Genomic DNA, 8,144 nt, shown 5'->3' on the forward strand with positions numbered 1-8,144 from the left:
ATGTATGTGTCTATATCAATATCTGATATAGATTTAGAACGTAGATTAACCGATTTGCTGGATGAGGATACATCCTTTATAGGAATTCCTTGTGATTTCTTGTATTCTTGAGTGTATTTATCAAGAGAAGAATCGGAAACGCCATACTCAGCCATTGCCTCTTTATGCGAAAGCTCCTTGTTGTACAGTCGCTTTCCTATGGCTAATCTTTCTTCTGTTGTGTGTTTCATAAGACACCTCCGTAACACTTTTTATTCAAGGATGACTACTTCATACTTACGATGTTACTCGTAATTAATTGTAGTGTCTACAAAAGTACGTGTGTGTCTACTTTTACATTACCACTTCATTACTGGCCATATTCCTACGTAATATGAGCTGGTTTTGACTTATTGTTCCGTAATGAGCTGTGATTTACCAAAAACGGCTACGGAAAAATTGTGTAGTAGGGCTGGAAATTCCGTAAATCAGGGATTTTACAGTGTTTTGGAGAAAAATTGGAAAAACACTGTAAGAAAGAAATTTTAAGATTTTTCTTGAAAAGAATTTTTAATCATATTAGCCTTTTATTAGGACGTCCAAATCTTTACTAAGAGGAGGCTTTTGATTATGAACAAAGAACAGTTACATAGGTACATATCTGAGAGCACTGGCAATGAGAGCAACATCTGCCAGATATATGTCATCAAGGATAATGAGGTGGCTCTTGATGATTGTTGGCGTGGTTTCAAGACTGAGGATGCAATGAATGTCAATTCCGTGACAAAAGGTATCATGGGGTTGCTTGCTGGAATCGCGCTGGACAAGGGATACATCAAAAATCTAGATCAAAAGGTAATGGATTTCTTTCCGGATTACACTGTAAAGCGCGGTGAGAAGACCATATATGATGTTACAATCAGGCATCTTCTTACAATGACAGCTCCATATAAAGGTAAGTCAGAACCATGGAAGAAGGTATGTACTTCTCAAGATTTCACGCTTGCGATACTCGATTCCCTTGGTGGCCGTGATGGAATCACAGGCGAGTTCAGGTATGCAACACTTGGTATTCAGATACTGGCAGGAATAATCGAGAGAGCAACAGGTGCGAAGTGTATTGATTTTGCCAACGAGAATTTGTTTAGACCTCTAGGATTGCCGGAGCGAATACCACATGGAGATAGTTCCAAGGAAGATCAGTTTGATTTCTTTATGAATAAGAATCCTAGGAAATACGAGTGGTACACTGATCCACAGGGATGTGTTACGGCTGGCTGGGGATTATGTATGTCGGCAAAAGATATGGCTGTGATAGGCGCGATGGTTTTAGACGGTGGCCTGTATAATGGCAAGAGAATCATCTCCGAAGAATACTTAAACGATATGCTGACACCTCAAATTAAGCTTGGTGAGAGATTTGGTTTCATGAACTATGGCTACTTATGGTATAAGCCCAACGATGATAAAGATGTATACGCTGCGATTGGCGACAGCGGAAATATCATATATATAAATAAAGAGAAAAAAGTATCTGTGGGAATGACAGGGACATTTAGGGTGAGGATTTTTGATCGTGAGGAATTCATTGAGAATAAAGTCTTGCCAGTTGTTGAATGCACAGTATAGGTTTAAGTTTCAGTATAAATTGACTAGGGGGATGTTGATTTGAACGAAACAGAGCTTTATAAAGAACTTGGAGTATTGACAAAGGATAAGAATAGATGGAAAGATAATATTCCTTATGTTTCTTCTCTTCTTGCTCATGAGTCAGTGGAGATACAGGCAAAGGCATTATGGCTGCTTGGTGAGATGGGACTTGAATATCCAGATTCTATTCAAGATGCTGTTCCATCGATTGCTTCGTTTTGTGATAGTGAAGATGCGCTTTTGAGGGAACGCTCTGTAAATGCTCTTGGAAGAATAGGAAGAGGCAATTACGGTTTGATAGAACCATATTGGTCGGATTTGTTTCGTTTTGCCTCTGACGACGAACCTAAAGTACGCTTGAGTTTTATCTGGGCTTCTGAAAATATTGCTACGAACACTCCAGATATTTATGAGAATCATATGTCAGTATTCGAGTCACTTCTGCATGATGTTGATGACAAGGTCAGAATGGAATCTCCAGAAATTTTTCGAGTACTTGGAAAACGCAGACCGGAGTTTGTCATTCCTTATATAGAGCAATTACAAAATATGGCGGAAACAGATAGCAATCGTGTTGTTAGGATACACAGTCTTGGAGCAATCAAGGCGACAACGTCAAAGTAAGTTATGGGCAGTTATCAAAGATAGCTGCTTTTTATTATTTCCATATTTTGATTGTAGCCAATAGTTTTTCTTTTTGGTCATCATCCAGTGTTTTTATTTCTTCCCAAAGAGCGTTATCGATAGCTGATTTCTTATACTCGGGCTCAAGTCTTCCGACAAGCTCATCCAGAGTAATCCCCATCAGTTTTGAATAATAAATAAGAAGTCTAAGAGACATGGCAGTACGCCCATTTTCAACATTGCTGATGTATCCTGGAGTTACATCAAGTTCTTTTGCTACCTGGTTTTGTGTCATTCCTAAATTTATGCGATAGGTTTTTATTTGCTCTCCATAATTTTCGTTCATGTTTTTTAACCTCGTTTATTAATAATATAGATAATTATACTATTGGTATTGACTAGATTATACTATTCTATTAGTATAGTTAATATCATAGAAATATATAAATGAGGAATAATATGATCAGACGTTGCGGATATCCAGAAGATTACGTGGATTTAAGTGTAGTTGAGAAAGACAATTCGAAGTAGAGTTTCTAGATGTAAAACGATAGAATAAAAGATAGACATAAGAGGAGCTGATGCTATGAAAACTGAAATTGTTTTATTTACAGATGGGGATAAGAATATAGAAGTTCAAGTAAGTCCAGATAAAGAAACAGTGTGGCTTACACAGAAACAAATGGAAGAATTATTTGATGTAAGGCAAGCTACTATAAGTGAGCATATTAATAATATTCTTTCTGAAGGAGAACTTGATGATACTTCTATCGGAATTTCCGATAAAAGTTCCGGGGGTAGAAAACCAAAAATTTATAATTTGGACATGATACTATCTGTTGGATATAGAGTTAATTCAAAGAGAGGTATTGCTTTTAGACGATGGGCTAATGATGTTTTAAAACAATACATCATGAAAGGCTATGCAGTAAATGAAAAACGTTTAGCTGCTTTGAATAAAACTGTTGAGATTCAATCAAAGATTATAGCAAATACATTAGATATTGAAGAAGCAGAAGTTCTTCGAGCAGTAAACCTTTATACTGACGCATTAGTTCTTTTAGACCAATACGATCATCAGTCATTAAATAAACCAGAGGGGAACAAGCCAGTTTATCAAATCACATATGAAGATTGTAGAAATATGATTAATCATATGGAAGACAGTTTTAGTTCAGATGTATTTGGCGTAGAAAAAGAAGCTGGAAAAATAGAAGGAATTCTTGCTGCAGTATATCAAGATGTATTTGGTGGGGAGGTATATCCATCATTAGAAGAAAAGGCTGCAAATCTTTTGTACTTTATGATAAAGGATCATCCATTTGCTGATGGTTGTAAAAGAATAGCTGCATCTCTTTTTTTAGAGTTCTTAGATAAAAACGATGCATTGATACGAGATGGGCAAAAGGTTATTAGCGATGGAGCGCTCGTTGCTATTACGCTTATGATTGCAGAATCAAATCCTGAAGAAAAAGATATCATGACAACATTGGTTATGAATTTATTGAAGATGTAGGCAAATTTATGGTTGTCGAGCTCTTAATTGAATAATGAACAATACATAGAGCAGTTATCGTAAGATAGCTGCTCTTTTTCTATACCATTTTGATTGAAAAAAAATTTAGGAGGTAGGTCATGAACTACGAAATAACAAAAAATCAAAATGGCGAAACAGTGGTCAACATTCCATTGGAAAAGCTCCATCCTTTTCAAAATCATCCATTCAAAATCAGGAATGATGCTGAAATGGAAAAAGTAGTGGAGTCTATTCGAGAGTTTGGTGTACTGCAACCAGCTATTGTAAGAAAGGATAATGATGGAAACTTTGAAATAACGTCTGGACATCGAAGACATTATGCTTGTCAAAAGTTAGGGCTAAAAACAATTCCATGCATTGTTAGAGATATGGATGACGATGCAGCAATTATTCTTATGGTAGACAGTAATTTGCAAAGAGAAGAAATTCTTCCAAGTGAGAGAGCTTTTGCTTTTAAGATGAAATTGGAAGCGATGAAAAGACAGGCAGGAAGACATTCAAGAAATGGTGGCCAAATTGGCCACCATTTTAATGGTAAAAAATCGAGGGAGTTGATGGCTGAAGAAGTGGGAGAAAATGCAAGAAATATTCAACGATATATTCGACTTACATACTTAAATCCAGAACTTCTTCAATTAGTGGACGATAAGTTGATGGGATTTAATCCTGCATATGAGTTATCCTTTTTAAACAAAAATCAACAGATAGAATTATTATCTGCCATAGATTATGCCCAGGCTATACCATCTCTATCTCAAGCACAACGAATCAAAAAGTTAGCGTTCTCTGAGGAATTAACTCAAGATGATATGTTTGCAATTTTATCTGAAGAGAAGAAGCAGAATCTGGACCGTGTAGTTTTAAAGCATGATACCTTGAAGAAGTTTTTTCCTAAATCGTATACACCGAGACAGATGGAAGAAACTATCATCAAATTATTAGAACAGTGGCAGCAGAATAGGGATAGCTAGTTGATTATCTCAATGCTTTTCACTAAAAAATGGTGTTACCTTACCGCTGCTGCACAGGCAGCAATTGCAAACAAGTAATTAGCACTCAACAGGTAGTGTTCTTGCCTGGTGCTGAAGAAAAGGCAATTGAGCTAGCTGCGTTAGATATAATGAAGCAGTTGTGCAAAGAAGATAAAATTACAGAACAGGAACAATATTATATTGCTAAGAAAAGAAATATACATCAGTTGCTGATCAGGTAATTAAAAGTTAAAATAAAAGCTCGATTTTCCGTATAATGCGGGAAGTCGAGCTTTTTTATTGGTCAATATTAGTAACTTCGTGCCAAGTTGGCGCGAAGTTATTTTGTTCTTTACAAACGCACTGCGTTCACTTTTGTTATTTCGCGAATTTGAAAAATTCTTAAATTTGCGAAATGTAAAATTTGTTTCAGTTGATGGGGGAGATAGCTGCGGATTATACTTTCAAAAAATAAATGTATTTAAAGTTTTGAAAGTGGATGGTATAATGTTTTCAAAAGATACAAAAAATTAAAGTTTTGAAAGTGGGTTATGTATGAAACTTATTGAACGAAGAGATTATTTGAATAGACTCATTAGATTAAAAGATACTCCTGATATTAAGATAATAACAGGTTTGAGAAGATCTGGAAAATCTGAATTGGTACGTGCATATATGGATTGGATTCGTAAAAATGAGGATGCAAATATAATATATGTTGATTTTGCAGATTTGAAGTTTGATGATTTAAAAACATATAAGGAACTTTATACCTATTGCGAAGAAAAATATGTTGCTGATAAGTCTAATGTTATTGTTGTTGATGAAGTCCAAATGTGTGAGAAATTTGAGCTTGCAATTAATAGTTTATACAATAGTCGCAAATATGACATCTATATTACTGGGTCTAATGCGTTTCTACTAAGTTCAGATTTATCCACATTATTTACTGGCAGATTTATAGAAATTCCAGTATATCCGTTTAGTTTCTCTGAATATTGTGAGTACTATGATTATGATTCTAATACAGCAAATGTTTTGGATGAATATGTTATGAATGGTGGGTTGGCGGGATCTTATGTATATAACGAAAAAGAGGATCAAGCATCATATATTAAGGATGTATATACTACAGTTATTAAACGAGATCTTGTAGATAAGTATGGCATTAAGGAAGAGGCTTTGTTTGATTCGTTGACAGATTATATGATGGACAATATTTCTAATCTGACTTCTGCTAGTAAAGTAAGCAATGTATTTAAGCAAAATAATGTCGAGACTAATCATATAACTGTAGGAAATTATATGAAATATCTTTGCAGCGCATTTATGTTCTATAAAGTAAAGCGCTATGATATACGAGGAAAAAAATACTTAGAAACATCGGACAAATACTATCTTAGTGATTTGGGATTTAGATACGCTATGCTTGGAACTAGAAATATGGACTATGGAAGGGCTTATGAGAATATTGTGGCCTTGGAATTGCTAAGAAGAGGTTATGATATTTATGTAGGAAAGCTTTATCAGAAAGAAATAGATTTTGTAGCAATGAAGCAAAACGAAAAGCTGTATATTCAGGTATCTGACAATATTTCTGAACCAGCTACTTTGGAAAGGGAGTTAGCACCTCTTAGAGCAATTAAAGATGCATATCCTAAAGTCTTAATAGCGAATACATCACATGATGATTATGATATTGAGGGAATTAAAGTGCTGGATTTAACAAAGTGGTTGTTACAAAAAGTGTCGTAGGATAGCACACCACTACAGGCTGCTATAGCAGAGAAGCACTAATTGAAAATGCATTGTTTCTGGGAACATTTGAAATCCCAAAAGATTACATAGTGAAAGCTGTAAAGCTCTACTACGGTGAGAATCGCAGGTTTCATTTCCCAGAAAAGCTTGAATTTAAGCTATTTCTCGTATAGGGAGTCTGAAAAGACTCCCTATATTTTTATGTAAAGAAAAATTAAGATGCCAATTTTTAAATCATCACAAAGTTAATTGCAGTTTACAATTATTTGATGTTTTCTGGGGAATTAAGCAAAGAATAGCGGGATTAATATAGTGTTTTATATTTCTTGATGGATGAGAATTCGCTATAATTGAATATAGTAAAATTAACAAATCTTGCTAATGTATGTCAATGATTTTTTTATGATAAATATATGTTCAAGTTTTTGAAAAAAGCATGACTTTAATAAGGCCTGCCTATGCAGGTCATTATCATGAGTTTATAATTAAGATATTGAATTTACTTGTATAGCTCCATAGCACGAGCGTAGTAAATTCTGAGGAACTTATTAACGGCGGCCATTTTTGCTACGTTATAAGGCTTTCCTTCCTGTTCTTTCTTTATCATGAAAAGATAGACAGGGTCGTTTTGAGGTTTGGATAGTTTGAGAGCTTGCATAACCTCAAAACAAGCTTTTCGTAGAGCCGGATTGCCACGTTTAGAGATGTGACGATTTCGGCTCTCGAATTGCCCAGATTGATATGGCGGGGCATCATTTCCTGCATAGGCATTTAAGGCTTTTCCACTATGGAAGCGCCGAATATCTCCTATTTCTGCAAGAATGATTGGACCTAATCTATCGCCAACGCCAGGCATATCATGCAGGATTTTATATTCTGGAATAGTTTCTGCAATGATTCTCATTTGTAGGTTGATTTCATCAGCTGCTGTTTGAGCGGTTGAAACAAGGTCAACGCATTGTTCTTGGACAATAGATGATAGTGGATTCTCGCCTCTAGTGGTTACACTATTTATTACTAATTCATAGATTGCAAGACCTTTGGACAGAGCATATCGGTCAGTAGTTTTTTTGACTAATACTTTATAGCTCTCTAAGAATCTTGTTTTTCCCATCTTTCGGATTACATCAAATGATTTGAATCGTTTGATAAATCTCAAGAGTACACAGTTTTCTGGATCTCGGCTCTTAAGAGGGAGAATAGATGTAATTCCAGGCATTGTTTCATCAAGAAGATTTTGTAGCTGAACTTTAGCGACAGTTAATGTAGATATTCTTTGTTTGTATTGTCTCGAAAGAAATCTTAAATCATCATATTTTTGTTCAGCTGATTCATATGGAGTCAATGAATAAGCCTTTTCGAGTGCATACTGAGCAATACGAAGTGCATCTTTTTTATCTGTCTTAGCTTTTCGTATTTCATTATCACCATACTTTTTCATTAAGTACGGATTGATTAAGCATACTGGAAGTTGTTCTTCTTGAAAGACTTTTAAGATGGGATAATGATAGTGACTAGTAGGCTCCATCAAAATAATAGGCTGTTCATTAGTACTTTTTATATATAGCGCCAATGAATGTAATTCATCCAGGTTATGATGGATTTCAAATGGTTTAGCACGAATG

The 8,144-nt window shown here is 35.1% G+C and carries 9 protein-coding genes; 6 read left to right on the forward strand and 3 right to left on the reverse strand.

All coding sequences use genetic code 11. The features are described from left to right. Window positions 1-230, reverse strand: a 230-nt coding sequence (locus BLR54_RS14670; protein WP_330388224.1) for a hypothetical protein, incomplete at its 3' end; no start/stop codon positions are given. A gap of 379 nt (window positions 231-609) precedes the next feature. Here BLR54_RS14670 and BLR54_RS14675 point away from each other — a divergent pair. Next, entirely contained in the window at window positions 610-1,608 is a 999-nt protein-coding gene (locus BLR54_RS14675) for a serine hydrolase domain-containing protein (protein ID WP_090422377.1), read from the forward strand. Between the two features lie 39 nt (window positions 1,609-1,647). Beyond that, window positions 1,648-2,253 (forward strand): sister chromatid cohesion protein PDS5, encoded by a 606-nt coding sequence (locus tag BLR54_RS14680; protein ID WP_090422380.1) that lies wholly within the window; start codon window positions 1,648-1,650, stop codon window positions 2,251-2,253. Window positions 2,254-2,287: 34 nt separating this feature from the next. Here BLR54_RS14680 and BLR54_RS14685 read toward each other — a convergent pair whose 3' ends face one another. Further along, on the reverse strand, window positions 2,288-2,599 hold the full coding sequence (locus BLR54_RS14685; protein ID WP_090422382.1) for a helix-turn-helix domain-containing protein: 312 nt from the start codon (window positions 2,597-2,599) through the stop codon (window positions 2,288-2,290). A gap of 240 nt (window positions 2,600-2,839) precedes the next feature. Here BLR54_RS14685 and rhuM point away from each other — a divergent pair, with 240 nt between their 5' ends. The 4 genes from rhuM to BLR54_RS14700 all read left to right on the forward strand — a co-directional run bounded on the left by rhuM (window position 2,840) and on the right by BLR54_RS14700 (window position 6,516). Further along, on the forward strand, window positions 2,840-3,769 hold the full coding sequence (gene rhuM, locus BLR54_RS14690) for a RhuM family protein (protein WP_090422383.1): 930 nt from the start codon (window positions 2,840-2,842) through the stop codon (window positions 3,767-3,769). A 119-nt stretch (window positions 3,770-3,888) separates the two neighbouring features. Further along, window positions 3,889-4,761 carry a ParB/RepB/Spo0J family partition protein gene (locus BLR54_RS14695; RefSeq protein WP_090422385.1) on the forward strand — a complete coding sequence of 291 codons (873 nt, stop codon included), beginning with the start codon at window positions 3,889-3,891 and terminating at the stop codon, window positions 4,759-4,761. Window positions 4,762-4,790: 29 nt separating this feature from the next. After that, window positions 4,791-5,003: a hypothetical protein gene (locus tag BLR54_RS14875; RefSeq protein WP_143008466.1), complete on the forward strand. Its 213-nt coding sequence runs from the start codon at window positions 4,791-4,793 to the stop codon at window positions 5,001-5,003. 313 nt (window positions 5,004-5,316) lie between these two features. Next, on the forward strand, window positions 5,317-6,516 hold the full coding sequence (locus tag BLR54_RS14700) for an ATP-binding protein (RefSeq protein WP_090422387.1): 1,200 nt from the start codon (window positions 5,317-5,319) through the stop codon (window positions 6,514-6,516). 502 nt (window positions 6,517-7,018) lie between these two features. On the opposite strand, the gene BLR54_RS14705 is transcribed toward BLR54_RS14700, so the two are convergent. After that, window positions 7,019-8,144 (reverse strand): IS110 family RNA-guided transposase (locus tag BLR54_RS14705; RefSeq protein ID WP_090422389.1); only part of this gene is annotated, 1,126 nt, incomplete at its 5' end.

Origin of the sequence: Pseudobutyrivibrio sp. YE44, assembly GCF_900104335.1 — a bacterium.
Taxonomy (GTDB): Bacteria; Bacillota; Clostridia; order Lachnospirales; family Lachnospiraceae; genus Pseudobutyrivibrio.